Source organism: Patescibacteria group bacterium (assembly GCA_018896645.1).
Lineage (GTDB): Bacteria > Patescibacteriota > Patescibacteriia > UBA2591 > JABMQE01 > JAHIMF01.
In genome coordinates this window covers 13,941-37,482 of sequence record JAHIMF010000085.1, presented here as the reverse complement: position 1 = coordinate 37,482, position 23,542 = coordinate 13,941, and the positions used below count along the sequence as shown (strand labels likewise).

Sequence of the window (23,542 nt, the reverse complement as noted above, 5' to 3'; positions counted from 1 at the left end):
TGATAATCTGCTCGGCCATTTTACCAATTTCCGTGTGCTCTTTAATTTCCTGCCGAAAAATCTCGCCTGTAGAAATATGCGGCATCCCAAACTTTTCTGCCAAAATATCTGCTTGAGTTCCCTTGCCGCTGCCCTGTGGACCGAATAGGATAATGTTTTTGTATTTTAACATAATTTATTGGTTTATTGGTTTATTAATTTATTGAACCTTACTATCTCCATCTTAGCATTTTTTGAAAAAAAATGGGAGGCCAAGATTGACTCTCCCATAAATGTTCAGATGTTGACTATAGCCCCAATTGCTTGCGGCAAAATTCCTCTACTTGCTTTCTAACTACTTCGTTGGGCTCATCCTGCGGAAGATTCAGTTCTCGACAAATTTGCGGATAAGGCTTGCCACTACTGCCTATGTAGGCATAAAGCAACAAAGGCCGCAAAACCAGCCTTTCTTCAATTGGGAGTTTGCCAAAACCTATTCCCAATCTTCCAAGAGCTTCTTTTGGGGTTCCCATCACTTCCCTCCTCGTTTAATGGTTTCCTGTTGACAAATATACTACTCAATAAAAGGTACATCAACTATCAAATTTTGTCAAAGAGACCAATCGCATCCTCCGCCTTTGGCTCCAGGTGCTACTCCGTCACATTTTTTATTTTGTCATTTGAAATTTGGATTTACAAAAATTCACAATGAGTTACAATCGTATTACGCGAAGGCGAGCGAAGCGAGCCGAGCTTATTACTACAAGTTACTACAACCCAAATCCATCTCCCGTTCCCTGCTCTTCATTCTCGCGTTCCACGCCTATATGCCTTCATACTCCCTCATCTCCAACTGCGCTTCAACCTGCTTAACAGTTTCAATAACTACTGAAACCACAATCAGAATAGAAGCTCCGCCAATAGCCATGCTGGTAATGCCAGAAAAAGCGCCTTTACTGATAATTGGCAAAACCGCAATGATACCCAAAGACAAAGCGCCAGCCAGCATTATGCGGTTAGTTACGCCGCCTAAATATTCAGCAGTAGGCCGGCCTGGCCGGATGCCCGGAACAAAACCGCCCTGCTTTTGCAAATTTTCAGCAATCTGGTGCGGGTGAAAAACCACTGAAGTGTAAAAATAGGTAAAAGCCACAACCAGAACAAAATACAAAATACCATAAATAACTTGATTTTGAAAAACCTCAATTACAAATTCAGCCCCCCTAACAATCCAAGCTGAACTGGCTCTTAAAAAAAATTGGGCAATCATTGGCGGAAATAAAATTAAGGCAATGGCAAAAATAATCGGAATCATGCCGGCCTGGTTAACGCGCAAAGGCAAGTAAGTGCTCATGCCCCCATACATGCGATTTCCCCGAATGCGCTTGGCATAAGTAACCGGAATATTGCGCTGGGCCTCGGTAATGTAGACAATGCCAGCAATTGTTACAACCCCCAAGATAACAAAAAATAAGAGATTCATCATTTGCGAGCGGTCAAAAGTGGCAATTGTGCGCTGAATAGCGGTTGGAATGCCAGAAACAATACCCGCGAAAATAATTAAAGAAATGCCATTGCCTACTTTTTTCTCGGACATCAGCTCGCCCAGCCACATTAAAAATACCACACCGGCGGCCATGGTCAAAATCGTGGTTGATAGCTGAAAAAATGTTAGCTCGCCAATAATGCCCTGACCGCTTTTTTGTAAAAGCACAATCATGCCATAGGCCTGAACAATTGCCAAGGGCACGCACAGCAGGCGAGTGTATTGGTTAATTTTTTGATGCCCGGATTCGCCTTCTTTTGATAGAGCTTCCAATTTCGGCACAATCATTGTCAAAAGCTGCATAACAATTGAGGCTGTAATATAAGGACCAATACCCAAAGCCACTACGGAAAAGGTTCGCATGCCGCCGCCGGATAAAACATTTAAAAGTCCCAGGATTTGATTAGAAGCAAAAAACTGTTTTAAAGCTTCAACATTAACTCCGGGCAAAGGCACATGCGCGGCTAACCGAAAAACCACCAGCATAGCCAAAACAAACAGAATTTTATTCCGCAGGTCTTTGATTTTGAAAATTTGGAGGAGTTTGGAGAGCATATGATTTAGTCACTGGTCACTAGTCACTGGTAACTAGGGTATATATTTGGACCAGTGAATTTGGTGAATATGTGTGACTGTTTTAAAAGGGTGTGATAGGGTTTAGAAATAAATAGGGGGAAACCGCAAACACTCAAGAGGAGGAATAGTTATGTTTTTTGGGAGACCAGTAGAAAGTTTCTCTATAGTAACCACCGACGAGAGAGAAAATGATTCAAGGATTGAAAATCCCTCAAACTCCTGGCGCATAAATCATAAATGTCAAAGAAAGATAACGGTTTTTCAACCCTTGCCATAAGCTCACAACTTGCGGCTTTTTTTATTTTTCAAATTACAATTGTATTACTATCGTGTTACGCGAAGTCGAGCCGTAGGCGAGACAAGCTTATTACAATGAATTACAACCAACACACAAAAACAAGTTTATTTTGTCTTTTCTTTGCTAATAAGTTCAATCGTCCCTCCCGCCTCCACTATACCACTTTCCGCGCTTTTAGAAAAGGCATCGGCTCTCACGGTCAACTTTTTACTCAATTTCCCGTCACCTAAAATCTTGACGCCTTTTTTAGTATCTTTAATCAAGTTTGCTTCTACTAATTTTTGGGGGTCAATCACGGCACCAGCACTAAATTTCAATTCCAAATCCCGCAAATTCACGGTTTCCATCTTGGGTTTATACGACTTAAAACCCCGCTTCTTGGGTACTTGTTGAATTTGCCGTTTAAAGCCTTTTAATTTCAACTTGTTCCTGCCGCCAGTACGGGACCGTTGACCCTTAATTCCTCTCCCGCTATAAGTCCCGTGACCCGAGGCATTGCCCCGACCCACGCGTTTTCTATTTTTTCGAGAACCTGCTGCTGGTTTTAAATTATGCAATCCTAATGACATACTATTTTAATTTATTGATTCCAGCCAGAGGCTGGTCCCCCTTGGGGTGATATTGGTTTATTGATTTATTAACAATGTAACAATGAAACAATTGAACAATCGGGCAATTGAACAATGAATTATTTATTTCTCTTTACCTTTTACATTTCTAACCTTATCATTATCTTTATTCTTTCTTGCTTCATTTGAGTTATTAGAGTCTTTATTGGAGTTATTTGAGAGGACATCTTCTTTCCCGTCTGACTTTTTATATTCACTAATCTTCGGCTTCCGCAATTTCCGAAGTCCATTAATCGTTGCCCAAACATTATTAATTTTATTATGTGAGCCCTTCATCTTACTAATAACATTTTCCAAGCCAGCTAATTCTAAAACCACTCGGACTGGGCCGCCGGCAATAATACCCCGAGCTTGTTTGGTGGGTTTTATCAGGACCACTGAAGCTTTAAATTTTTCTGTAATTTCGTGGGGAATAGTGCCTTCAATCATTGGCACATTAATCAAATTTTTCTTGGCTTTAACCACCGCCTTATCAACAGCAATCGCCACATCCGCGCCCTTACCAACACCGGCCCCCACTCGTCCCTTTTTATCGCCAATAACAACAAGGGCCCTAAAAGATAACCTTTTACCGCCGGCTTTCACCCGGGTCACTCGAGCAATATCAACCAATTGCTGTTCAAACTCCTTTTCTTCTTTGGGTTCTCGTTTTTTATTGTAGTTTCCTCTAGCCATATATATTAATTTATTAATTTATTTATTTATTCCAGCCAGAGGCTGGTCGGCCTTTGGCCGAAGCTATCAACAGTTAACAATGTCTACTTTAAATCTTTAATCCGCCCTTCCTCGCCCCTTCTGCCAAGGCCTTCACCCGTCCATGATATTTATATGAACCCCGATCAAAAACCACTTGCTTAATTCCCTTTTTCACTGCCTTTTTCGCAATCAATTCTCCAATCGCATAAGCCACGCCCACTTTACCACCCAAAACTCCGTCTTTATTGTTTTTTTGATTTTTCCTCTCGGCCATCCCTTGACCTTGAGCTTGGGACCGAAGGGTGAGCTCGAGGCCGAATGGTGATTTTTTGATTTCTTGATTTTCTTTATCACTCGCACTCACCAAAGTCTTACCACTCGCATCATCAATAAGCTGAGCGTAAATCCCCTTCAAACTCCGAAAAACTGAAAACCGGGGCCTTTTTGCTGTACCAAAAACCTTAGCCCGCACTCGCTGCTTTCTTCGCAACTTTTTACTCAATTTTACTTTTTGCTTATTCATAAAAACCTATTTGAAATATTATCAGCCAGAGGCTGGCCAGCGCTCCGTCGCGCTCCGTCGCCAGAGCTTTGGAGCGTCGGTGACCTTTGGCTGGGAGTTCATTAGAGGGTATTGGAGTACTTAGCCCTCTGCGGCCTTCACTACCTTGCCGGCCTTTTTTCTTACTTGTTCACCCGCATACTTAATACCCTTCAATTTATACGGCTCAACTTTTTTAAAGGCTCTAATCTGCGCTGCGGTTTCACCAACCAACTGTTTATCAACGCCAGATACAGCAATAATGTTTTTTTCTGTTTTAATCTCAATCCCCTGGGGTATATCGAACTCAACTAGATGAGAGAATCCAACATTTAAGACAAGCTTGTCGCCGCTCACCTCAGCTTTAAAACCAACGCCACTGATCTCTAGCTTCTTCTCAAATCCTCTGGCTAATCCTTCAACCATATTAGCGATTAAACTTCGGTATAGACCCCACAAACTTCGCTGTTTTTTGTCCGTTGGTTTTTCAACCCTAACTTTTATCACCTTATCTTCCAACACAATACTAACACCCCGAACTATTTTTTGTTCAAGTTCGCCTTTTGGTCCTTTGACTTTTATTAAATTATCTTTAATGTCAATTGAAACGCCATCTGGTATCTCAATCGGCATCTTTCCTACACGCGACATAAAAAATTATTAATTATTAATTATTAATTATATAGACATCAAAAAAATCACCCAACGCTAATAAACCTCGCATATCACTTCCCCGCCGAGACCTTTATTTCGCGCCTCTTTATTCGTCATCAATCCCCGAGAGGTTGAGACAATAGCAATACCAATGTTGCTTAAAACATAAGGCAGTTTATCTTTGCCTGCATATACCCGCCTGCCAGGTTTACTAATCCGCTTTAAACTCTCAACTGACGGCTTGCCAGCCTTATATTTCAGCTCAAGTCTTAACTGCATAAACGCAGAAGCCCCGGCTTTAATCATCCGATCCCTCTCTGGGGTAGGATTTATTTTTTCTACTTTTTTTATATAACCGTTTTCTTGTAAAATTTGGGCTATATTGAACTTGACTTTTGAGTACGGCAAAACCACCTCGTCTTTTTTTACTGCCGAGGCATTCCTGATTCTTGTTAACAAGTCAGATATAGGATCAGTATGCATAAAATAAAATTAAAATTATTCGTGTAAATATTCGTTGATATTCGTGATAAATTCGGATAATATTAGCGAGTTACCACGAAGACTTACGTACCCCGGGTATTTCCCCCTTGCTCGCCAACTCCCGAAAACAAATCCGACACAAATCAAACTTGCGCATATAACCGCGCTTCCGGCCGCAACGCCAACAACGCCGCACGATCCGTGTGGAATATTTTGGTTTTTTCCTAGATTTTGCTTTTTGAGCTTCTGTTGCCATAATTAAACTCGCTAATTTACATTAATACGTACACAAATTTCACTAATCACGAACGATTCATTAGAGATATTTGAGCTAATTAGAGATAATTAGAAAAAATAAATTCGTGATTCGCGCAATTCATGTACCTATTCGCGTTGATTCGCGTCAGACTTAAATGGAAAACCTAACCCCTTCAAAAGTGCATAACCTTCCTCTCGAGTCTTAGCTGTAGTCTGTATTATCACTTCCAAACCATGGATAAACTCCACTTCATCAACCTTAATTTCTGGAAACACTAAGTGCTCTTTAATTCCAATGGTTAAATTTCCATTCTTATCAACTGATTGCTGCGAGAGTCCGCGAAAATCACGGAAACAGGGTATGGTTGCATTAATTAATTTATCAACAAAGTCATACATTCGTTTGCCGCGCAATGTCACCATCATCCCGATTACCATCCCCTGCCTAATTTTAAACGCTGAAATCGCCTGTTTAGCCTTTGTCCGCACAGGCTTCTGGCCAACAATCCTTGCTAAATTATTCTCAATCGTTGCTATTTTATTTTTATCGCCCGATATATCTCGATTAAATCCAACATTAACCACCACCTTCTCTAACTTGGGTATTGCTAAATTATTTTTATATCCAAACTTTTCCTTCATATGAGGAATCACTTCTTTTATATATTTTTCTTTTAGCTTAGGCATAAAATTATTCGTGTAAAGATTTGTGATTTTAGTGAAATTTGTGTACAGATTAGTGTAAATTCGTCTTAAACAACATCCTTGCATTTCTTACACACTCTCACCTTTTTCCCGCTCTCCAAAACCTTGTAGCCGACCCGTGTCTGTTTGCCGCAATGCAGACAAATAAGCATTACTTTAGATGCATCCATTGCCGCTGGAAATTGCACTCGCTGGCCTTTTTCTCTTTCCTTTTTCGGCTTAACGTGTTTGATAAAGAGATTAATTCCTTCAATAACAATCTTATTATCACAAGAATTAACTCGGATAACTTTTCCTTTCTTGCCTTTATCTTTTCCTTGGAGAACCTTAACTTGGTCTCCTGTTTTTATTTTCATGTATTTGATTTATTGATTTATTAGAGTCAACTAAAATTTTAAAGTACTTCAGGCGCCAACGACACAATCTTCTGAAACCCCCGCGCCCGTAACTCCCGCGCTACTGGCCCAAAAATCCGCGTGCCTACTGGTTCCTTGGATTCTTTATCAACAATCACAGCCGCGTTCTCATCAAATCGAATATAAACACCATTCTTTCGGCGATACTCTTTCCGCTGACGAACAATTACAGCCCATACAATCTGCGACTTTTGGACTGTTGAATGCGGTACTGCTTCTTTAACCACACAAGTTATAATATCTCCTAAACGAGCATATCGTGGTTTTGAAGAACCCAAAACCTTGATGCATTGAAGTTTCTTAGCACCAGAATTATCTGCAGATTTTAACATTGTATGGGCTTGTATCATAGCTTAGTGATTTCATTAATATTATCGCTAATAAGTTTCGCCAATGAATCGCGAATATTAGAGTTATTCGAGCTTATTTGAGTTATTTGAGGTGTCAACTTCCCTCACCCCCTCCCCTTTCTTCTCAACCCCTAATATCTCTTCACCTTCTGTTACCTCTTTTAATTTCTCATCAACCACTTCTTCGGCTATTTTGACTTTACCAACCCTGCCGACAATTCGCCAACGTTTATCCTTAGATAATGGCCGGCACTCCTGAATCAAAACCCTGTCACCAACTTTGTACTCATTTTTGGCATCATGAGCTTTATATCGTTTGCTGACTGTAAATCGTTTATGATATTTAGAATGCATCTTCACCCGGTCAACCCGAACCACAACCGTCTTGTCATTTTTATCTGACACAACAATTCCTTCAAGAGTACGTTTAATTTTTTTTACTTTATCATCTGGCATATAAAATTATTAAGTTATTTATCACTTTTATCACTTTTATTAACTTTACCTGTGGTGAGTCGCATCGAACCATTAACTTTATTAACTTTATTAACAACATTATCAATCTCCCCAGATTCATTTTTTAGTTGCTTTGTTTCTATCTGACCATCCTGATCAATTTTCTTTTCATTCAATAAAGTTAAAATCATAGCAATTAATTTTTTATTTTTCCTGACCTCTCGCACCTTTTTCAACTTTTTGCTGGCCAAATCAAACCTTAGCTCCCGCAAGTGCTCACGCTCCTGTTTGAGCATCTGCTGTAGCTCTGCTTCAGATTTAATTTTTAATTCTTTGATTTTCATTATTAACTATCTTATTAACTTTATTAACTCTATTAACCAATTTGTGGTATTTGTGTTAAATTCATCGTCTATTATTTTACTTTTTGATAAACTTCACCGCCACCGGCAATTTATGTCCAGCCAACACAATCGCTTCACGAGCCAATTCTTCTTCCACCCCATCAATTTCGAACAAGACATTGCCTGGCTTAATGCTAACAACATAGTGATCAACCGCGCCCTTGCCGCCACCCATAGGAATCTCATTGCCTTTGATGGTCACGGGCTTATCCGGAAAAATCCGAATCCAAATCTTCCCGCCTTTTTGTAATTTGCGAGTAATCACTCGGCGCGCGGCTTCGATTTGTCTGGCGGTTATCCATTTTGCAGTGGTTGCCACCATACCAAAACTTCCAAAACTGATTTTGTTGGTAGCTGAAGCTTTTTTAGCTTGACCGCTACCACCAGCCTGCTTATGCCATTTTCTATGTTTTACTTTCTTGGGCGCTAACATTTTTATTTATTATTCCAGCCAATGGGTGCCTGCCCGCCTTTGGAGGGGTCAGCCTTTGGCTAATATTATTTATTATTCTTATAAAATCCTGCCCAAATCTCCGTCTAATACAATTGGCTCCATAGCTTTAATCTCATCTGAATAAGCCATTTCAGGAATTGGGTTGATTAAATATATAGGCAGATTCAACACGTGAGCAAATCCCATTTCCAGAAACGTATTACCACCAATGTAATTCTTTACTCCTTTGCGATCATGATTTAAAACTAAAGTGGCATCACTCTGTTTCATCTTCTCCCAATGTTTTCTGATTAAATTATGCTCTATTTTTAAATCCGCATGCTCGGCATATTCCTTAATTTTATTGATATCCTGTTTGCCGCTCACGATGTCTTCTACAAATTCGGGCAGAAATACCTGGTGACCTTGACTCACTAAGTAATCTGCGGCATCTTTCATTTCTTTAGCAAACATCATACTAGCACAAATCGCAATTTTCATAATCCAATTTATTAATTATTAATTATTAATTATTAATTATTAATTATTAATTATTTTTGCCAATATAGCAATTCAACAATTTAGCAATGTAACAATGTAACAATTGAGCAATCGGACAATCACTTCTCTTCTTTCCCCTCGGCTTTCGCTTCCGCCCCGCGCTTCTCTTTAAACACTTCCCCCTTATAAATCCAGACCTTCACCCCAACCGCGCCATAAATTGTCCTCGCTACGCCGCGGGAATAATCAATATCAGCCCGCAAAGTGTGCAAGGGTAGACTGCCCCAAGTTAAAGTTTCGGTCCGAGCAATGCTAACCCCATCAAGACGGCCGCTGGCTATCACTTTTACGCCTTTTGCGCCGGCTTTTTTCACTTTCTCAATCGATTGCTTCATAACCCGACGATAGCGGATGCGCTTTTCAATATCCCCAATAATTTCTTCCAGTAAAATCTGAGCTTGCAAGTAGGGCTCTTTAACTTCTTGAATGACAATATCAAGTTTATATTTACTTTTTGGTCTTTTAGTATAAATTTTATTAAAAACCTTTTTTTGAATTTCTTTTTTTAGCTGCTCAATTCCGGCTCCGCCGCGGCCAATAATCAAACCCGGCTTAGCCGCCTCTACAATCACTTTAATATCTTCCGGCGAACGTTCGATTTCAATCTTGGCTACACCTGACTTTTTGAGTTTTTCATAAATGAGTTTGCGAAGCATTACATCCTCGCGTAAAAAATTCTTAAATTCTTTATTCGAAAACCACTTGGAGTCCCAAGTTTTAATCACTGCGATTCTATAAGCTTTTGGATTGACTTTCTGTCCCATATATTATAAATTCTAACTTCTAAATAATGCTATTCTCCACTTTAGGAATCAAACTTCATTCTATGAACTGCCCGTCTTCCTGGAAAATATTTTTCTAAATATACCCCTTTTCTCCTTCTTGCGCAACTGTTCTAGCTGCTCTTTTCGGCCCTTTTCCGGCATTCTCTTTTCTTCTACTGCTTTGGCCTTTTTTTCTTTGGCTTTGGGTTCAATCTCCGCCTTCTGTTCTTCTTTTTTCGCCTGCTTCGCTGCCTTCTCAAAATCTTTAACAGCTACTGGTGCTTCAACTTTAGTCTCTTTCTTTTTTACTTGCTTGGTCGGCTTTTTTTCGGCTAACACAACGGAAATATGTGATGTTTTCTTTCTTATCGGCGTCGCTCGGCCAAAAGCTCGGGGTTTCCAACGTTTAAGCGTTGGACCAAGGCCGGCAACAATCTCTTTAATATATAAATTAGATTTTTCCAAACCAAGGTTATGGGTAGCATTAGCAACGGCTGAATTCAAAAGTTTAATAACTGGCCCAGTTGCTCTTTTATTAAGAAATCTCAATTGCTCTAAGGCTTCCCCGGCATCCATTCCCTTAACCACACCTAACACCAACCGAACCTTTTTCGGCGACATTCTGATATATCTTGCACTGGCTTTCACTTCCATATAATATTTTATTCATCATCCACGAATATTACTTTAATAATATCCGCTTTATTAATTTATTGATTTATTAACTATCCTATTAACTCTACTAACAATCAGCTATCAATAATTATCAACTATTATTTATCAATTATTTCTCTTCTTTCTTCTCAACCACGGTCTTCTCTTTTTGCAACGATTCTTTCTCCTTGGCTGCCGCCTCTTCTTCCTGATCTTTTTGCATCTTACCGCCATGCTTAACAAATTTTCTAGTTGCTGCAAATTCACCAAGCTTGTGTCCAACCATATTCTCCACCATCAATACTGGTATATGTTCTTTACCATTATGCACTCCAAAGGTAAAACCTACCATCTCTGGAGTAATCGTACAAGCCCGCGACCAGGTCTTTATTACTGTTTTGTCCCCACGTTTAATCTTGGCTATCTTTGATAGCAGCCTTTCGTCAACGTATGGACCTTTTTTTAGGGATCTAGACATGATATTTTAATTTATTAATTTATTGCGCCTCGCCTTCGGCTCGACTTTTATTAACTTTATTAACAACTGTATTAACTCTATTAACAATAACCAATCTAACCACTCTAACTCATAACCTGTATCCTCATCTCTAAGGCGACAAATTCACTTTTATTTATCACCTTGGAAATGAAGGATTTCTCAAAGAAGAAACCCTCCAAAATTACACTATGATACTCAACGCAAAGACTACTCCACTGGTGTAAGACTTGCGACATAAGCATCTTCAACCAGTTCCGAGGCCCTTCTTAAAATATTCCGCACCTCCTCCGGCATTCTGTCTATCTTCCTGGCTATCCCATTAATCTCATCTGAAAAAATTTTATCTTCAGATATTCTATCTAAAATATCTGCTATTATGCCATCAAACTCTCCATCATCAATCATTTCCTTATCAACAATGCGCTCTTCCTCCATCTCATATCACCTCCTTTAAAAAGAGCAACAAATCAACTCTTAAATCGCCTCGCCGTCTCTCTCAAATAACGCGCCAGCGGCCATCATCGCCAGTTGCCAGGCATTTCTTAACTCTTCAACACTTACTCCTATCGCAATAGCCAAATTCTCCGCATCTTCTGAATATTCACCATTCGCAATAAGTCTATCCGCCTCTTCAACTATTTCTTGCCATTTCATCTCGCGCCTCCCCTAAAAAGAACTGTCAACTATCACCAATTATCAATTATTATTTATCAATTATCAATTATTAATTATCAATTATTTTCACTATCCGAGATATTAGAGCTAATTTGAGATATCATGGGGAATTATCTTTTACGTTTTTTCCTACGTTTAACAATAAACCTATTACTAAACTTATTCTTGCGCCTGGTCTTCACTCCCAACGCTGGCTTGCCCCATGGCGTTTTTGGATGTTTTAAACCAATCGGCGAACCGCCCTCGCCGCCGCCATGCGGGTGATCAACTGGATTCATTGCCTTGCCGCGAACTGTTGGCCTGATTCCCATATGGCGCTTGCGGCCAGCTTTACCAATTCGGACTGTCCTGGCATCTGGATTTGAAACCTGGCCAATACTCGCCCGCGCCTTAACATCTATTAAACGAATCTCACTTGACGGCAATTTAACTTGGGCCTGTTTTTCATCTATTGACTGAAGGACTGCGGAAGAGCCGCCACTACGCACAACCTGGGCTCCACGGCCCGGGGTCAACTCAATATTATAAATCATCATTCCTGTGGGAATATATTTCAAGGGCATTCTGTTGCCTGGTTTTATCTCTATCTTCTCGTTTGAAGAAACAACTTTATCGCCAACCTTTAATTCAGTTGGGGCGATAATATATCTTTTTTCGCCGTCTTCATCAATCAAAAGGGCAATCCTGGCATTCCGGTTGGGATCATATTCAATGGCTTCAACCCTTGATTCCACATCTAATTTGTCTTGACAAAAATCAATAATCCGATAATATCTTTTTTCACCGCCGCCTTGATGGCGAACCGTAATTTTTCCTTGTGCGTTTCTACCAGATTTTATTTTCTTTATCCTAACCAAAGACTTCTCCGGCCGCTTACGAGTCAAATCACTCGTATCAACAACCGAGGTCATTCTTCGTGATGGAGTTGTGGGTTTATATACTTTAACCGGCATAGGTTCTCAATTTATTATTTCATTTAGTTATTTATTATCCCCCATATCAACACGTTTTTATTAACTATTTTATTCACTTTTACTAACCATTTATTAATTTATTAACTTTATTTCACCCAAGGGGTGATCTCCTCCAAAGGCGGATGTACCCCTGGGTTCAAGCCTCTGGCTGAAACTATCTTACCTGTCCCGAGTGAAGCCGAGGGATTAACCCTATTAACTGCCTATCATCTATTTTACCTATTTATAATTTGCCATAATTTATTTTTAATTTGTATCAATTCGTGTTTTAAACCCCTTCATACACCTCAATCTTATCCCCTTGCCTTAAGGTCACTATCGCCTTTTTCGAATCTTGAGTCCGGCCTCGAGTCCGGCCCCATCTGACATTTTTTCCCTGTATATTTATTATATTCACTTTGACTGGCCGAACATTATAATAAGTCTCAATGGCTTTCTTTATTTGAACTTTATTGGCTTTAGGTTTAACTTCAAAAGCATACTGGTTATACATCCCCAGATTAGAAATTTTCTCGGTCACCAACGGCCGAACTAGAACATTATGCACATTTTCAAACTTTTTCAACTCGGTCTTTCTTGGCTTCTTTAATTTCAAAGCCTTCTCCGGCGCAACGGTTTTTTCTCCAACCTTGGCTTCCTTTTTATCCGCTCTCTTTGTTTCTTTATTTTCAACAGAATTTGAGCTTGTCAAAGGCCTTAATTTCTCTATTTCTTTTTCTTCTTTCTTATGTTTTTTGAATCTATTAAATATACTCATAAGCTTAATTTATTGCGCTTCGCTTTTATTGATTTATTAAAAAATTATTAATTATCCCAGCCAATGGCTGGTCGGCCTCTGGCCGAAATTATTAATTATTTCGTAAAAATCTCTTCGATCTTCTTAACCCCATTAACTGATGTCAAAATATATTCATTACTCAAAACTTCCAAGACATTAACATCCTGCGCCCGAATACACGAAAGCCAAGGAATATTCCGACATGACCTTTGAATTTTCTCGTCCTTTTTATCAATCAACATTAAAATCTTCTTCGATTTTTCTTTGGTCGTCTTCTTTTCGTTAGATTCCTTAGTCTCCCGTTCGGCCTCAAGCTCTCTTCGAGCCTGAGCCTCAGAGCCGAAGGCACGGCCGAGAGGTAGTTTCTTGTTTCTAGTTTCTTGTTTCTGAACTTCTTTTTCTTTATTAACTTTATTCCAGCCAGGGGCTGGTCGGCCTTTGGCCGAAACTTTATTAACTTCTCCTTCACCATAAAACACCTTTCTTAGTTTATCCACTAACTCAACCACCCGTCTCGTCTTAATCTCATCAAGCTTAATTTTATCTAACAAAACTAATTTATCATCATTCACTCTATCCGACAAACACATCAAAATCGCTTTCCGCCGCATCTTTTTATTTATTCTCTTTTTAAAATTCCGCTCTTTGGTCGGACCAAACGTCACTCCGCCGCCAACCCATAAAGGGGAGCGAATAGAGCCATGTCTGGCCCGGCCAGTGCCTTTCTGCCGCCAGGGTTTTTTCCCGCCGCCGCGCACCTCACCCCTATCCTTGGTATGAGCCAAAACCTGCCGCTTATTCGCCATCATCCCTACTACTACCTGATGCACCACCTCAACCTTTGGCTTAATACCAAAAACTTCATCGCTTAATTCCTGCGAACCAACTATTACTCCTTCTTGATTGTAGACAGTAACTTTTGGCATGCGTGCCCTGTTTATTGATTTATTGGTTTATTGGTTTATTTTCACGATACATGAGTCACATATCACGAACCATTTCTCGTAATTTTGAATCTTGATATGTGAATCGTGTATCGTGATTAAACGCTAATTTTAGCTTAATTTTCCATATTTTATAAATTTGGGGGTTGACTTTTGTTTTTAGGTATGATAAAAAACAATGAGTTATGAGAAATCGCAAATTACCATCAAACGTTTCAATCGGAGGTATGAAACATGAACAAGAAAGAGCTCTGGTTCGTATTAGCACTGGTTATATTCCTGATGGTCCTATCAGCTATCAATGACTTATTTTTCAAAGAGGGTATCCTCTTTTTCATCGTGTTCTATGCGGCAGTGGTAATATTTGCGTTTGGTTTTTTATATGCCTGCCTAGAATCGGTAGTGAGAAAAACAAACCACCTAGAATCGCTGGTAAGAAAGATAAACCAGCAAGAGGAGACTCCTATCTGAATTTTACTCATCTCAACCATCGGCATCGCGACTCAAATCTCTTGGGTCCGGTGCCGCTTTTTTTATTTCCACCACTGTACTAATCGGGCGATTAGTCCAGCTCACTATTCGCATCATTCCCTTGTTTCTTATTTCTCTATTCCCTTACTTTCTTTATTAACTATTTTATTCCAGCCAAGGGCTGGTCGGCCTTTGGCCGAAACTTTATCAACCTTATTAACTTCACTATCTCCAACGTTTCCCTCGTCTCCAGCATCAATCTTCATCTCCCCCGCCCCGCTAATCTCCAGCAGCCTATTCCGCGCCCCCGGCACCGCCCCTTTTATATACAACAGGTTCTTATCTTTATCAATTTTAACAATCTCCAAATTAGTAACTGTCACCTGCTCGCCGCCCATCCGTCCAGGCATTCGCATTCCCGGAAAAACCCTTGCCGGATCAGTCGCGCCAATAGAACCAGGCATTCGCAACTGATCTTTATGCCCGTGCGAAGCCGGACTGCCGTGAAATCCATGTCGTTTAACAACACCCTGAAAACCTTTTCCTTTAGAAACCCCAGTCACTTTCACTTTATCCCCCGGTTCAAAAACACCAACCGTAATCACATCCCCTCGCTTCAAATCAGAATTAGTTTTATTGGTTTCATTTGTTTTATTAGTATCACCTCTAAATTCTACTAAATGTCGGGAATTGGACAAACCCTTCAAATGCCCGCCCAGCGGTTTATTCAATCTCTTTTTCTCGCCAAACCCAACCTGAATAGCCTTGTAGCCATCCTTTTCTTGAATTTTCACCTGTGTCACCGTACACGGTCCTGCCTGAATCTTTGTCACTGGAATAACTGTTCCATCATCCGCAAAAATCTGACTCATCTCTAATTTTTTACCTAGAATAAATTTCATATAATTTCTAAACGTGCGTTAAACAAAAAAACTAGCCCAAAACCAGAACTAGCTGACAAAATGTCTCAACTTTCAGTTCTTTGGTTTTTAAAAATTATTTAAATAAAATTAATTATTCTCCAAAATCCAATCATCTTCCTAACCAAGGTTTTTCTCTAAAAAAAGAGAATCTTATTGGCTGAAAAATAATGGAGTTTCTATAAAAATATTCGTAGCCATTTGTAATTTGTAGCCATTTGTTCTAAATTCGTAGCAATTAGTGTCTTACATTTTTATCTCTACATCCACTCCGCTTGGTAAATTCAAATTTGTCAGAGCATCAATTGTCTTTGGGGTTGGCTCCAAAATATCAAGCAATCGCTTATGGACCCTTGTCTCGTACTGATCCCGAGAATCTTTATGAACAAAAGAAGATTTCAAGACTGTATATTTAGTCTTCTCTGTTGGCAGGGGAACAGGACCGACAACTTGAGCGCCAGAACGTTCAGCAGTCTCAATAATAATCCTTGTTGACTGATCAATAATCTTATGATCAAAGGCTTTGATTTTAATTCTAATCCTTTGTTTTGTTTCCTCCTCGCTTCCTTCTTCTTTCTTTTGCCCGGAAGGAGCAGGAGTTTGACTTTTCAAGGTCTGTTTTTCTGTCATCAAATTTTTAATATCAAAAGTATTTATAAAATTAGGATTTACGCGCTTAATACGAACACCGGTATCTTGTAAATTGAACTTTTAACCATTGTTACATTGTTAAATTGCTACATTGTTGCGACTAAGCAATCTGACAATGTAACAATTTAACAATTCGGAGTTTAAACACATAAACCCTAAAAAAATTAAATTTACCTAAAGGACGGCCCTTATATAGAACCGTCCCCTATTTATTTTATAATTTTGGTAATTACACCGGCTCCGACTGTATGGCCACCTTCACGAATGGCAAATCTTTGTTTTTCTTCCAAGGCAATTGGGCTATTAAGTTTAACCTTTAAAGTTACAGTATCACCAGGCATCACCATCTCGGTTCCTTCGGGCAATTCAACATCACCAGTAACATCAGTGGTTCTGATATAAAACTGGGGTTTATAACCTTTAAAGAATGGGGTATGACGACCACCTTCTTCTTTGGTTAAAATATAAATCTCGCCTTCAAATTCAGTATGCGGAGTACTGCTGCCTGGTTTGGCCAAAACTTGGCCGCGTTCAACCTCTTCTTTTTTAGTGCCCCTAAGCAAAATACCCGCATTATCACCAGCTCGACCTTCATCTAAAGATTTATTAAACATTTCTATCCCGGTAATTATAGTCTTTTGGGTGTCTTTTAGACCAACAATTTCCATTTCATCGTTTAACTTGACAATGCCTCGCTCAATTCTGCCAGTAACAACCGTACCCCGACCCTCAATAGAGAAAATATCTTCAATCGGCATCAAAAAGGGTTTATCAACATCTCGCGCCGGTTCTGGAATATACTCATCAATAGCTTTAAGCAATTCCAGAATTGGCTTTTGGGCTTCCGCATCTGTTGGATTTTCCATAGCTTTTAAAGCTGAGCCTTTGATAATAGGAATTTCATCACCAGGGAATTCGTATTTCTTAAGCAAATCTCTGACTTCTTCTTCAACCAGTTCTAACATTTCTTTTTTCTCATCATCTGAACCAGTTAACTGATCAGTTTTGTTAATGAAAACAATGATATAAGGCACGCCAACCTGACGCGCTAACAAAATATGCTCTCGGGTTTGAGGCATCGGGCCGTCAGTAGCGGAAACCAATAAAATAGCGCCGTCCATTTGGGCCGCACCAGTAATCATGTTTTTAATGTAATCAGCATGTCCCGGACAGTCCACGTGAGCACAGTGATATTTTCCAGTTTCATATTCACTGTGATGAGTGGCAATAGTAATACCGCGCTCTTTTTCTTCGGGCGCGTTATCAATGTCATCATACTTTTCGACCTTGGCTTTACCGCCAGTAGCATCAATAACCTGAAGCATAGCACTTGTTAAAGTGGTTTTACCGTGGTCCACATGACCAATGGTTCCCATGTTAATATGGGGTTTTGTTCTGTCAAATTTTTCTGCCATTTTTTGTTAATCTCCTTACGACGACCCCCGCACCAATTCTCACTTCGTTCGAATGGTGCGGGGCAAGCCCCCCTTTGTTTTATCAAGGGCCTGCCCCGTACCGGAGCGAAGCGACTGGTACAGGGTTTTATCCAGCCGTCATGGATTTCTTTAAGATTTATTATTTACCCGCCGAAGCTCGAGCGAGAGCGAAGGTGGGTTATTATTTATTCAAACACATTTTTAAAAAAAATACAAGTAAAATCCCCCTCTCACCCTAGATTTGTGATTAGTGAAGTTCGTGCACCTATTCGTGCCGATTCGTTGTCATCTAATTGGTTCCACATAGTACTTATCCTCTTCAAAACGAGATTCGTCAGAATCAATCGGAGACCCCGAGTCTTCGTCTAACATGTCGTCTTCATCATCCAAATCAAACGGCACCTCAAAATCATCATCATCCTTATCCCATCTGTTCTCAAAGCGAGGCTCGTCAGAATCAAGCGAAGGCCTCAAGTTTGACTTGTCGGCAAAATCAGATCGAGCCGTCGAGAAGTCCCATGGTTCTCCCCATGGTTCTCTGGCAGGTGATAGGGGTTCATCAAACAAAGGCGCCTCTTCTTCAACTTGTTTTAGTCTTTCCTGGCCGCTTCTCCAAACAGCAATCTCGCGGTTAATCTTATCCAAAAGCTCTTCTTCTGTCAAGCCTTTTACCTCATATTTGCCTAATATTAGCCTTTCATAGTCTTTTAGAGTCATCAAAACATAAGCCGGCTTATTTTCTTTTAAGACAATGGCTTTATCACCGGTTTTTTCGATTAAATCTGTGATTTGTTGGAGTTGGTCATCCATGTTCATAATAAACAGTTTTTATTGTGTATAAGTGTCTTTATTATACTTTTTATCCTTTCAGATGTCAAGACCGCCTTCACGATTCACGATACACGCAACACGATACAATAAATTACAAGAAGTTACTACGAGTTACAATGAGTTACAATGAATTACAACTGTATTACTATCGTATTACCATCGTATTACAATCGAGTTACCATCGAGTTACCATCGAGTTACCATCGTATTACAAAAACTCTACGCCCTCTTCCCCTCCCCCTCCATCCTCCCAGCAACGATCTCTTCTGTCACATTCTTCGGCACTTCCTGATAATTAGAAAACTCCATTGAATAAGAAGCCCGTCCTTGGGTCATAGACCGTAATTGGGTAGCATAACCAAACATTGAAGCCAAAGGCACATGAGCGCTGATTACTTTAACATTACCCCTGTCATTCATCTCGTCTATTTGAGCGCGTTTGGAATTTAGGTCGCCAATAACATCACCCATAAATTGTTCTGGGGTAACTGCATCAACTTTCATAATCGGCTCGAGCAAGACTATGCCAGCTTTTTTAGCGCCGCTGCGAATCGCCCGGGCCCCAGCGATTTTAAAAGCCGCCTCTGAAGAATCAACCTCATGAAAAGAACCATCATAGACTGTTACTTTCATATCCACGATTGGATAACCAGCAAGAGCCCCATTATCCATGGCTTCTTTAACGCCTTTTTGAATCGCGGGAATGTATTCTTTAGGAATAGACCCGCCTTTTATTTCATCAGAAAATTCAAAACCCTCGCCCCGCTCTTTGGGTTCTAAGCGCAGATAACAATGGCCATACTGGCCTCGGCCGCCAGATTGATGAATATATTTACCCTCTACTTCAGCTAATTTGGTAATGGTTTCTTTATACGCTACCTGGGGCTGACCCACATTGGCCTCCACTTTAAATTCCCGCTTCATTCTTTCTACCAGAATATCTAAATGCAACTCGCCCATGCCGGAAATAATTGTTTGCATAGTTTCTTCATCTGTTTTGATTTTAAAAGTCGGATCCTCTTGGGCTAATTTCTGTAAAGCCAAACCCATTTTTTCCTGGTCCACCTTAGTCTTGGGCTCTATGGCGATAGAAATCACGGGTTCTGGAAACGTGATTGACTCCAAAACAATCGGATGTTCCGGAGCGCACAAAGTATGGCCAGTAGAAGTATTTTTTAAACCCACAGCCGCGGCAATCTCTCCGGCATAAACCTCTTTAACATCTTCCCGATGATTAGCATGCATCCGCAAAATCCGGCCAATCCGCTCTCTTTCCCCGCTAGTTGTATTTTGGGCATAAGAACCCCCTTCTAAAACCCCTGAATAAACCCTAAAAAATGTTAAAGTGCCAACGAAAGGATCAGTGGCTACCTTAAAAGCCAGGGCGGCAAATGGCTCTTTGTCATCGGCTTTTATGGTTATCTTTGTCTCTTTATTTTTGGGGTCAAAACCCTCAACCGCTGGCACATCCAAGGGCGAGGGCAGATATTCGCAAACAGCGTCCAATAAAAACTGCACGCCTTTGTTTTTTAAAGCTGAACCGCACAAAACCGGCACAATCTCATTAGCAATCACTGCTTTTCGCAACACCTGTTTCCAGTCCTCAATTGACACTTCTTCACCATTCAAAAACCTCTCCATCAGATGTTCATCATTTTCCGCAATGGCTTCCAATAACTCACTCCGATATTTTTCAACCTGATCTTTCATGTCCGCCGGTATTTCTTCATCAACAATTTCTTGACCCAAGTCATCTTTATAAATCCGGGCCTTTTGCTCTAACAAATCTATAATGCCCACAAAGTTAGCTTCCGTGCCAATCGGCAGTTGCAAAGGACGGGCTTTTTTAGTCAACCTTTCATGGATTGATTCTAAATCTTTATAAAAATCCGCGCCCATCCGGTCTAACTTATTAATAAAACAAATCCGCGGCACCTCATATTTATCCGCCTGATGCCAAACAGTTTCACTTTGGGGTTCCACTCCAGCTACGCCATCAAAAACAGTCACTCCGCCGTCTAAAACCCGCAAAGACCGTTCTACTTCGGCTGTAAAGTCCACATGACCGGGAGTATCAATAATATTAATCCGACACTCATCTTCTTTTTTATCCTTGCCTTTTGGCGTCCAAAAGCAAGTTGTGGCCGCGGAAGTAATCGTAATCCCCCGTTCTTTTTCCTGGTCCATCCAGTCCATTTCAGCCTCGCCTTCATGCACCTCCCCAATCTTATGTTTTTTGCCAGTATAAAAAAGAATCCGCTCGGTGACGGTGGTTTTACCGGCGTCTATGTGGGCGATTATTCCGATGTTTCGGACGCGTTGTAGGGGGTAGGCTCGGGGCATGATTCTTTAATTTATTGGTTTATTAATTTATTGGTTTATTGTTTTTTATTCTCGCGAGTGGGGAATAATAGTAACCTATGGTAACTTGTTGTAGCTTATTGTAAAACTTTGCAGTCTAAAGTCTAAGGTTGAGTCCAAATATAAAAAACTAATCACAAGGATTTATGCAAAACCCAATTTTTTTAAATTATTCTTTTTTATTTATTCTGGCGACTATCTTCAAGTTCTTTCCGAGCTTTTCTCTCTTCCTCTAATTTTTCAAATCTTTTTTCTGCTTCTAAATTCTTTCCTGCTTGGACCGATGTCTGTAAGGCCATATAAAATTCAAAAAACTTCCTTAGATTTTCACTTCCTATATGATGACTCAATTCCTCCTCACCACCCAGTCTTTCTTTTAGATCAGCCAGTTTAGCGCCAATAGCCACTGCCTCCGCAAACCACCGTTGGTTTCTATCAGCGTTAGATTCACCCTCAAGGTTATGAGTCAAATCGGCTTGCAAAAGAGACTTTACTCTTTGCTCTAAATTTCTGCCTTCATTCGGGTATTCTAAACCCATTTTTTCAAATGCCATGGTTTTGAAAATCAATTTTAAAATATCTTAATGAAAAATTTACGGCTGTAAAACTTCTTCCTGGAGCACGCCCTCAACAGAAATTACTACACTATCCACTGTTGGAAACTGTTTAAGCGTGCTTTCTATCTGGGCCCTTATAGCACTTACCGCACAAGAACCGCCGCCGTAATTCTGCAACTCCTTTGAAAAATGAGCATAAGCAGCACCATCTCTTATCTCTAAACTTAACAACTTAGTCCCTGTGGGAACAGCATTACTAGCAACCCCCTCCTCCTTCATACTCGGCCCCTTTATCATCTCATTAACTGCAGCCGCTCCTATCGCTTCCGTAGAAGGAATCTCCCTGGCAAATTCTACTACCGTTGCACAATCTCTTTCAACGGCAACCTGTTTATCAATAAAATAAACTTTAATTTCCGTTGTCATATCATCTTCCTCATCCTGCGGCTCTTCTGTATCTACCATTTCATCTTCTTGCTCATCACCCGCAACTGGCTGTCCTTTGTCTTCATTAACTTCAATATTCTCTAAAATACAACCACTCAAAACCAGGCTGAATACTAAAATTGTTAAAAAGATGATTTTTTTCATGGTTTTGAAAATCAATTTTAAAATATCTTAATGAAAAATTTAATTGTTTAATATTCGGCTCTGGCTTCAGCTACCATTTCATCAGCAGTCATCTCATCATCTGGTTTTTGTTCTTTTTTAGAAGACATAAAATATCTCAAAAAAATAATCCTAGTCAAACTCCACTATATTATAGATAATTGAAGGGGCTATCATCTCCATCTCCTATAACCATTGTGAGGCCCCACATAAAGTAAATCAACTTCGCTTTTTCCTAAAAATTCAAAATATACTCTAAAACCATCACGCAAATAAAAAGAAAAACATTCCCGAAGCTTACCTCCTAATTTATGAGTGCGTAGTCTCGGATCCCCTGGATTATTTTCAAAAATTATTATCTTTTTATCAAAATCTTCTCTAATATAATCTGGCAATTTCTGGTAAGCCCTGATAAATCTCGGCTCTCTGTGAACAATCATAAAAATATTTTAAATATATTTATGTAAGTCCTCAACAAGTTCCCGTGCGCTGTTAAAAGTTTCATAATTACCCAGAGCATAGTTCAAACGAGCTTGACTAATAATTTCATCAAAAGTTTCCGCATCATTTACCTTTTCGAGTGCATCCATATTGATTTCGCAAATAACCTTTCTCTCCTTTGGATAACCAGAAATACACCTCATTGCTCCCAGAGGAATGGTAACTCTAGCCTGTTTAATTTCTTCTCGCATATTTTTTGAAATTAATTACAACAATTAAATTATACTCACAAAAATCATCTTGGTCAATTTCCCACATTCGAGATATTTGAACAAATTAGAGATAACTGGGGCGTTATTGCTCCATTGTTCGATTGTTCGATTGTTATTTGTATCCATTCGTAATTCGTCGCCATTCGTAATCTATTCGTATCTATTCGTACCTCACTTCTTCCGCCTCGGCCGTCCGAAATGCGCAAACGCCTTATTCGCCTGGGCCATCCGATAAGTATCCTGCTTTTTCTTAAACGCCGCGCCTTGGTTTTGCGCCGCATCTTGCAATTCCATAGCCAATCTTTCCGCCATTGGCTTGCCCTTGCGCGCTCTGGCCGCCGTAAGAATCCAACGCATACCAAGGGTCATTCGCCGGTCTGGGTTGACTTCCATTGGTATCTGATAATTAGCCCCGCCAATCCGGCGGCCTCTAACTTCCACTTCTGGACTAATATTTTCTAAAGCTTTTTTAAAAATATCTAAAGGGTCTTTTTTGGTTTTTTGAGCTATAAGATCAAAAGCGCCATAGACAATTTTCTGCGCTACGGTCTTTTTACCCCGCTGCATAATATGGTTAATAAACTTAGCCACAGTGGCGGAATTATGTTTTGGATCTGATTTAATTTTGCGCTTAGGCGCTGGTTTACCACGCATAAAAATTTTAAGAAAAATATACTTTAAAAAACATATAACTAAATTAAAATAGCTCTTCTCAATAGT

34 protein-coding genes are annotated in these 23,542 nt (G+C 39.9%); all 34 read right to left on the bottom strand.

Going from position 1 to position 23,542, the window contains the following annotated elements; genetic code table 11:
• A partial coding sequence (locus KKD20_06365; GenBank protein ID MBU4332707.1) for a nucleoside monophosphate kinase occupies nt 1–172 on the bottom strand: 172 nt, incomplete at its 3' end.
• A 115-nt stretch (nt 173–287) separates the two neighbouring features.
• Nucleotides 288–512 carry a hypothetical protein gene (locus tag KKD20_06360; GenBank protein ID MBU4332706.1) on the bottom strand — a complete coding sequence of 75 codons (225 nt, stop codon included), beginning with the start codon at nt 510–512 and terminating at the stop codon, nt 288–290.
• Between the two features lie 290 nt (nt 513–802).
• Entirely contained in the window at nt 803–2,080 is a 1,278-nt protein-coding gene (gene secY / locus KKD20_06355) for a preprotein translocase subunit SecY (GenBank protein MBU4332705.1), read from the bottom strand.
• Nucleotides 2,081–2,503: 423 nt separating this feature from the next.
• Entirely contained in the window at nt 2,504–2,968 is a 465-nt protein-coding gene (gene rplO, locus KKD20_06350) for a 50S ribosomal protein L15 (protein ID MBU4332704.1), read from the bottom strand.
• A gap of 123 nt (nt 2,969–3,091) precedes the next feature.
• The gene (gene rpsE / locus KKD20_06345; GenBank protein ID MBU4332703.1) at nt 3,092–3,703 is read right to left on the bottom strand and encodes a 30S ribosomal protein S5; all 612 of its coding nucleotides are present in this window, start codon (nt 3,701–3,703) and stop codon (nt 3,092–3,094) included.
• Between the two features lie 88 nt (nt 3,704–3,791).
• On the bottom strand, nt 3,792–4,247 hold the full coding sequence (locus KKD20_06340; GenBank protein ID MBU4332702.1) for a 50S ribosomal protein L18: 456 nt from the start codon (nt 4,245–4,247) through the stop codon (nt 3,792–3,794).
• Between the two features lie 120 nt (nt 4,248–4,367).
• Nucleotides 4,368–4,916, bottom strand: coding sequence for a 50S ribosomal protein L6 (gene rplF / locus KKD20_06335; GenBank protein MBU4332701.1), 549 nt, complete (start codon nt 4,914–4,916; stop codon nt 4,368–4,370).
• Nucleotides 4,917–4,973: 57 nt separating this feature from the next.
• Complete coding sequence (gene rpsH / locus KKD20_06330) at nt 4,974–5,402, bottom strand: 30S ribosomal protein S8 (protein ID MBU4332700.1); 429 nt, start codon at nt 5,400–5,402, stop codon at nt 4,974–4,976.
• A 70-nt stretch (nt 5,403–5,472) separates the two neighbouring features.
• Complete coding sequence (locus KKD20_06325) at nt 5,473–5,658, bottom strand: type Z 30S ribosomal protein S14 (protein MBU4332699.1); 186 nt, start codon at nt 5,656–5,658, stop codon at nt 5,473–5,475.
• A gap of 128 nt (nt 5,659–5,786) precedes the next feature.
• Nucleotides 5,787–6,347, bottom strand: a complete 561-nt coding sequence (rplE, locus tag KKD20_06320) for a 50S ribosomal protein L5 (protein MBU4332698.1) — start codon at nt 6,345–6,347, stop codon at nt 5,787–5,789.
• 65 nt (nt 6,348–6,412) lie between these two features.
• Nucleotides 6,413–6,721, bottom strand: coding sequence for a 50S ribosomal protein L24 (rplX, locus tag KKD20_06315; protein ID MBU4332697.1), 309 nt, complete (start codon nt 6,719–6,721; stop codon nt 6,413–6,415).
• 38 nt (nt 6,722–6,759) lie between these two features.
• Nucleotides 6,760–7,131: a 50S ribosomal protein L14 gene (gene rplN, locus KKD20_06310; GenBank protein ID MBU4332696.1), complete on the bottom strand. Its 372-nt coding sequence runs from the start codon at nt 7,129–7,131 to the stop codon at nt 6,760–6,762.
• A gap of 63 nt (nt 7,132–7,194) precedes the next feature.
• Nucleotides 7,195–7,587, bottom strand: coding sequence for a 30S ribosomal protein S17 (rpsQ, locus tag KKD20_06305; protein MBU4332695.1), 393 nt, complete (start codon nt 7,585–7,587; stop codon nt 7,195–7,197).
• 14 nt (nt 7,588–7,601) lie between these two features.
• Nucleotides 7,602–7,931 carry a 50S ribosomal protein L29 gene (rpmC, locus tag KKD20_06300; GenBank protein MBU4332694.1) on the bottom strand — a complete coding sequence of 110 codons (330 nt, stop codon included), beginning with the start codon at nt 7,929–7,931 and terminating at the stop codon, nt 7,602–7,604.
• A gap of 76 nt (nt 7,932–8,007) precedes the next feature.
• The gene (gene rplP / locus KKD20_06295) at nt 8,008–8,424 is read right to left on the bottom strand and encodes a 50S ribosomal protein L16 (protein MBU4332693.1); all 417 of its coding nucleotides are present in this window, start codon (nt 8,422–8,424) and stop codon (nt 8,008–8,010) included.
• 78 nt (nt 8,425–8,502) lie between these two features.
• A complete protein-coding gene (locus KKD20_06290) occupies nt 8,503–8,901 on the bottom strand; it encodes a hypothetical protein (protein ID MBU4332692.1) in 399 nt (132 codons plus the stop codon).
• A 143-nt stretch (nt 8,902–9,044) separates the two neighbouring features.
• A complete protein-coding gene (rpsC, locus tag KKD20_06285) occupies nt 9,045–9,749 on the bottom strand; it encodes a 30S ribosomal protein S3 (protein ID MBU4332691.1) in 705 nt (234 codons plus the stop codon).
• Nucleotides 9,750–9,809: 60 nt separating this feature from the next.
• Nucleotides 9,810–10,403, bottom strand: a complete 594-nt coding sequence (rplV, locus tag KKD20_06280) for a 50S ribosomal protein L22 (GenBank protein MBU4332690.1) — start codon at nt 10,401–10,403, stop codon at nt 9,810–9,812.
• Between the two features lie 130 nt (nt 10,404–10,533).
• Nucleotides 10,534–10,881 carry a 30S ribosomal protein S19 gene (rpsS, locus tag KKD20_06275; protein ID MBU4332689.1) on the bottom strand — a complete coding sequence of 116 codons (348 nt, stop codon included), beginning with the start codon at nt 10,879–10,881 and terminating at the stop codon, nt 10,534–10,536.
• A 228-nt stretch (nt 10,882–11,109) separates the two neighbouring features.
• The gene (locus KKD20_06270) at nt 11,110–11,337 is read right to left on the bottom strand and encodes a hypothetical protein (GenBank protein MBU4332688.1); all 228 of its coding nucleotides are present in this window, start codon (nt 11,335–11,337) and stop codon (nt 11,110–11,112) included.
• A gap of 39 nt (nt 11,338–11,376) precedes the next feature.
• Nucleotides 11,377–11,556 (bottom strand): hypothetical protein, encoded by a 180-nt coding sequence (locus tag KKD20_06265; GenBank protein ID MBU4332687.1) that lies wholly within the window; start codon nt 11,554–11,556, stop codon nt 11,377–11,379.
• A gap of 131 nt (nt 11,557–11,687) precedes the next feature.
• On the bottom strand, nt 11,688–12,530 hold the full coding sequence (rplB, locus tag KKD20_06260) for a 50S ribosomal protein L2 (protein ID MBU4332686.1): 843 nt from the start codon (nt 12,528–12,530) through the stop codon (nt 11,688–11,690).
• A gap of 289 nt (nt 12,531–12,819) precedes the next feature.
• The gene (gene rplW / locus KKD20_06255) at nt 12,820–13,308 is read right to left on the bottom strand and encodes a 50S ribosomal protein L23 (protein MBU4332685.1); all 489 of its coding nucleotides are present in this window, start codon (nt 13,306–13,308) and stop codon (nt 12,820–12,822) included.
• A 95-nt stretch (nt 13,309–13,403) separates the two neighbouring features.
• Complete coding sequence (rplD, locus tag KKD20_06250; protein MBU4332684.1) at nt 13,404–14,255, bottom strand: 50S ribosomal protein L4; 852 nt, start codon at nt 14,253–14,255, stop codon at nt 13,404–13,406.
• Between the two features lie 617 nt (nt 14,256–14,872).
• On the bottom strand, nt 14,873–15,646 hold the full coding sequence (gene rplC / locus KKD20_06245) for a 50S ribosomal protein L3 (GenBank protein ID MBU4332683.1): 774 nt from the start codon (nt 15,644–15,646) through the stop codon (nt 14,873–14,875).
• A gap of 264 nt (nt 15,647–15,910) precedes the next feature.
• On the bottom strand, nt 15,911–16,294 hold the full coding sequence (rpsJ, locus tag KKD20_06240) for a 30S ribosomal protein S10 (protein ID MBU4332682.1): 384 nt from the start codon (nt 16,292–16,294) through the stop codon (nt 15,911–15,913).
• A 230-nt stretch (nt 16,295–16,524) separates the two neighbouring features.
• Entirely contained in the window at nt 16,525–17,730 is a 1,206-nt protein-coding gene (gene tuf, locus KKD20_06235; protein ID MBU4332681.1) for an elongation factor Tu, read from the bottom strand.
• Nucleotides 17,731–18,036: 306 nt separating this feature from the next.
• Nucleotides 18,037–18,567, bottom strand: coding sequence for a type II toxin-antitoxin system Phd/YefM family antitoxin (locus KKD20_06230; protein MBU4332680.1), 531 nt, complete (start codon nt 18,565–18,567; stop codon nt 18,037–18,039).
• Between the two features lie 234 nt (nt 18,568–18,801).
• Nucleotides 18,802–20,925, bottom strand: coding sequence for an elongation factor G (gene fusA, locus KKD20_06225; protein MBU4332679.1), 2,124 nt, complete (start codon nt 20,923–20,925; stop codon nt 18,802–18,804).
• Nucleotides 20,926–21,122: 197 nt separating this feature from the next.
• Nucleotides 21,123–21,497 (bottom strand): hypothetical protein, encoded by a 375-nt coding sequence (locus KKD20_06220; protein ID MBU4332678.1) that lies wholly within the window; start codon nt 21,495–21,497, stop codon nt 21,123–21,125.
• A gap of 39 nt (nt 21,498–21,536) precedes the next feature.
• Nucleotides 21,537–22,091 carry a GerMN domain-containing protein gene (locus KKD20_06215; protein ID MBU4332677.1) on the bottom strand — a complete coding sequence of 185 codons (555 nt, stop codon included), beginning with the start codon at nt 22,089–22,091 and terminating at the stop codon, nt 21,537–21,539.
• A gap of 191 nt (nt 22,092–22,282) precedes the next feature.
• Nucleotides 22,283–22,549 carry a type II toxin-antitoxin system RelE/ParE family toxin gene (locus KKD20_06210; GenBank protein ID MBU4332676.1) on the bottom strand — a complete coding sequence of 89 codons (267 nt, stop codon included), beginning with the start codon at nt 22,547–22,549 and terminating at the stop codon, nt 22,283–22,285.
• Between the two features lie 9 nt (nt 22,550–22,558).
• A complete protein-coding gene (locus KKD20_06205; GenBank protein ID MBU4332675.1) occupies nt 22,559–22,801 on the bottom strand; it encodes a hypothetical protein in 243 nt (80 codons plus the stop codon).
• 192 nt (nt 22,802–22,993) lie between these two features.
• Nucleotides 22,994–23,476, bottom strand: coding sequence for a 30S ribosomal protein S7 (gene rpsG, locus KKD20_06200; GenBank protein MBU4332674.1), 483 nt, complete (start codon nt 23,474–23,476; stop codon nt 22,994–22,996).
• Nucleotides 23,477–23,542 lie beyond the last annotated feature (66 nt).

Excerpts from the sequence above, each read along its gene's own strand:
- KKD20_06360 (MBU4332706.1), bottom strand. The coding sequence starts at position 512 with ATGGGAACCCCAAAAGAAGCTCTTGGAAGATTGGGAATAGGTTTTGGC.
- secY (MBU4332705.1), bottom strand. The coding sequence starts at position 2,080 with ATGCTCTCCAAACTCCTCCAAATTTTCAAAATCAAAGACCTGCGGAAT.
- rplO (MBU4332704.1), bottom strand. The coding sequence starts at position 2,968 with ATGTCATTAGGATTGCATAATTTAAAACCAGCAGCAGGTTCTCGAAAA.
- rpsE (MBU4332703.1), bottom strand. The coding sequence starts at position 3,703 with ATGGCTAGAGGAAACTACAATAAAAAACGAGAACCCAAAGAAGAAAAG.
- KKD20_06340 (MBU4332702.1), bottom strand. The coding sequence starts at position 4,247 with ATGAATAAGCAAAAAGTAAAATTGAGTAAAAAGTTGCGAAGAAAGCAG.
- rplF (MBU4332701.1), bottom strand. The coding sequence starts at position 4,916 with ATGTCGCGTGTAGGAAAGATGCCGATTGAGATACCAGATGGCGTTTCA.
- rpsH (MBU4332700.1), bottom strand. The coding sequence starts at position 5,402 with ATGCATACTGATCCTATATCTGACTTGTTAACAAGAATCAGGAATGCC.
- KKD20_06325 (MBU4332699.1), bottom strand. The coding sequence starts at position 5,658 with ATGGCAACAGAAGCTCAAAAAGCAAAATCTAGGAAAAAACCAAAATAT.
- rplE (MBU4332698.1), bottom strand. The coding sequence starts at position 6,347 with ATGCCTAAGCTAAAAGAAAAATATATAAAAGAAGTGATTCCTCATATG.
- rplX (MBU4332697.1), bottom strand. The coding sequence starts at position 6,721 with ATGAAAATAAAAACAGGAGACCAAGTTAAGGTTCTCCAAGGAAAAGAT.
- rplN (MBU4332696.1), bottom strand. The coding sequence starts at position 7,131 with ATGATACAAGCCCATACAATGTTAAAATCTGCAGATAATTCTGGTGCT.
- rpsQ (MBU4332695.1), bottom strand. The coding sequence starts at position 7,587 with ATGCCAGATGATAAAGTAAAAAAAATTAAACGTACTCTTGAAGGAATT.
- rpmC (MBU4332694.1), bottom strand. The coding sequence starts at position 7,931 with ATGAAAATCAAAGAATTAAAAATTAAATCTGAAGCAGAGCTACAGCAG.
- rplP (MBU4332693.1), bottom strand. The coding sequence starts at position 8,424 with ATGTTAGCGCCCAAGAAAGTAAAACATAGAAAATGGCATAAGCAGGCT.
- KKD20_06290 (MBU4332692.1), bottom strand. The coding sequence starts at position 8,901 with ATGATGTTTGCTAAAGAAATGAAAGATGCCGCAGATTACTTAGTGAGT.
- rpsC (MBU4332691.1), bottom strand. The coding sequence starts at position 9,749 with ATGGGACAGAAAGTCAATCCAAAAGCTTATAGAATCGCAGTGATTAAA.
- rplV (MBU4332690.1), bottom strand. The coding sequence starts at position 10,403 with ATGGAAGTGAAAGCCAGTGCAAGATATATCAGAATGTCGCCGAAAAAG.
- rpsS (MBU4332689.1), bottom strand. The coding sequence starts at position 10,881 with ATGTCTAGATCCCTAAAAAAAGGTCCATACGTTGACGAAAGGCTGCTA.
- KKD20_06270 (MBU4332688.1), bottom strand. The coding sequence starts at position 11,337 with ATGGAGGAAGAGCGCATTGTTGATAAGGAAATGATTGATGATGGAGAG.
- KKD20_06265 (MBU4332687.1), bottom strand. The coding sequence starts at position 11,556 with ATGAAATGGCAAGAAATAGTTGAAGAGGCGGATAGACTTATTGCGAAT.
- rplB (MBU4332686.1), bottom strand. The coding sequence starts at position 12,530 with ATGCCGGTTAAAGTATATAAACCCACAACTCCATCACGAAGAATGACC.
- rplW (MBU4332685.1), bottom strand. The coding sequence starts at position 13,308 with ATGAGTATATTTAATAGATTCAAAAAACATAAGAAAGAAGAAAAAGAA.
- rplD (MBU4332684.1), bottom strand. The coding sequence starts at position 14,255 with ATGCCAAAAGTTACTGTCTACAATCAAGAAGGAGTAATAGTTGGTTCG.
- rplC (MBU4332683.1), bottom strand. The coding sequence starts at position 15,646 with ATGAAATTTATTCTAGGTAAAAAATTAGAGATGAGTCAGATTTTTGCG.
- rpsJ (MBU4332682.1), bottom strand. The coding sequence starts at position 16,294 with ATGACAGAAAAACAGACCTTGAAAAGTCAAACTCCTGCTCCTTCCGGG.
- tuf (MBU4332681.1), bottom strand. The coding sequence starts at position 17,730 with ATGGCAGAAAAATTTGACAGAACAAAACCCCATATTAACATGGGAACC.
- KKD20_06230 (MBU4332680.1), bottom strand. The coding sequence starts at position 18,567 with ATGAACATGGATGACCAACTCCAACAAATCACAGATTTAATCGAAAAA.
- fusA (MBU4332679.1), bottom strand. The coding sequence starts at position 20,925 with ATGCCCCGAGCCTACCCCCTACAACGCGTCCGAAACATCGGAATAATC.
- KKD20_06220 (MBU4332678.1), bottom strand. The coding sequence starts at position 21,497 with ATGGCATTTGAAAAAATGGGTTTAGAATACCCGAATGAAGGCAGAAAT.
- KKD20_06215 (MBU4332677.1), bottom strand. The coding sequence starts at position 22,091 with ATGAAAAAAATCATCTTTTTAACAATTTTAGTATTCAGCCTGGTTTTG.
- KKD20_06210 (MBU4332676.1), bottom strand. The coding sequence starts at position 22,549 with ATGATTGTTCACAGAGAGCCGAGATTTATCAGGGCTTACCAGAAATTG.
- KKD20_06205 (MBU4332675.1), bottom strand. The coding sequence starts at position 22,801 with ATGCGAGAAGAAATTAAACAGGCTAGAGTTACCATTCCTCTGGGAGCA.
- rpsG (MBU4332674.1), bottom strand. The coding sequence starts at position 23,476 with ATGCGTGGTAAACCAGCGCCTAAGCGCAAAATTAAATCAGATCCAAAA.